The sequence below is a fragment of the Geodermatophilus obscurus genome, assembly GCF_900143215.1.
GTDB classification, from domain to species: domain Bacteria; phylum Actinomycetota; class Actinomycetes; order Mycobacteriales; family Geodermatophilaceae; genus Geodermatophilus; species Geodermatophilus obscurus_A.
The window spans coordinates 1-1,214 of record NZ_FRDM01000105.1; the positions used below are offsets into that span (position 1 = coordinate 1).

A 1,214-nucleotide genomic window follows, 5' to 3' on the forward strand; every position below is an offset into this window, starting at 1 on the left:
CCGGGACGACGACGACCGGGACGACGACGACCGGGACGACGGCGACCTCGGCCGGCGACGACACGACCACCCGCGACCTCTCCCAGCTACCGGGCGACCAGCGGGCGGGCGGCACGGGGGACGACACCGTCGGCATCGACCGGGAGGCCGCCCACGACCGGACCGTGCCGGTCGGCGCCGTGCCGACCCCACCCGCGACCGACGGCGCCATGACCCGCAGCGAGGAGCAGCTGCGGGTGGCCACCGAGCGCTACGCCGCCAAGCGGGTACGGGTGGTCAAGTACGTGGTCACCGAGGAGGTGCAGGTCACCGTCCCCATCCGGCGCGAGGAGATCCGGATCGAGGAGGTCCCCCTGGGTGACGGCGCCCCGGCGACCACCGGTGCCCTCGACACGGTCGGCACGGGCGGCCTGCCGGAGACCATCGTGCTGCACACCGAGCGGCCGGTCGTCGGCACCGAGGTCGTGCCGGTGGAGCGGGTGCGGCTGCGCACCGAGTGGGTGCAGGAACAGGTGCAGGTCCGCGACCAGGTGCGCCGCGAGCGGGTCGACGTCGACCGGGACCGCATGGGCCAGGACCGCATGGGCCAGGACCGCCTCTAGCCTGCGCAGGGTGACCGCGCAGCTGTTCGCCTACGCCAGTTACCGCGATGCCCGTGCCGCCCTGGACTGGCTCGCCGCACTCGGCTTCTCGGAGGTCCGGCGGCAGGAGGGGTCCGACGGCGTGGTGACCTACGCGGAGGTCCGCTGGGGGGACGTCGTCCTCATGGTGTCCGGCGACGCCGCCGACCACCAGGTCCCACCGCTGGTCGGGGAGTCCACCGGGCGTGGCCTCTACCTGCGTGTCGAGGACGTCGACGGGGCCTTCGAGCGAGCCGTTGCCGCAGGCGCCCGGCCGGTCGTCGCCCCCGAGCACACCATCTGGCACAGCCGGCGGGCCCGGGTGCTGGACCCGGGTGGCCAGGAGTGGAGCTTCGGGACCTACGAGCCGGGCGTGGCCTGGTGAGGGCGGGAGCGGTGGTGCCGTCCGCGTGGGCCGGGACCGCCGCCGGGAGAGGTCCCCGCAGGGTCCCGCCGCCGGCCCCGCGTCGAGCTCGCGAAGGGTGGGCAGGACGGGAGTCCTTCCACGGCGGGGCAAGGGGTCGTTCCTCGACCCGTCGATCGGCGAGGCCCTGCCGTCAGCGCCTGCCGGCGAGGCTCTGCCGTCAGCGCCTG

General features: G+C 75.3%; 2 protein-coding genes. Both read left to right on the forward strand.

Going from position 1 to position 1,214, the window contains the following annotated elements; all coding sequences use genetic code 11:
- Positions 1-602, forward strand: a 602-nt coding sequence (locus BUB17_RS25210; protein ID WP_141243220.1) for a YsnF/AvaK domain-containing protein, incomplete at its 5' end; no start/stop codon positions are given.
- 10 nt (positions 603-612) lie between these two features.
- Complete coding sequence (locus BUB17_RS25215) at positions 613-1,005, forward strand: VOC family protein (protein ID WP_072921600.1); 393 nt, start codon at positions 613-615, stop codon at positions 1,003-1,005.
- Positions 1,006-1,214 lie beyond the last annotated feature (209 nt).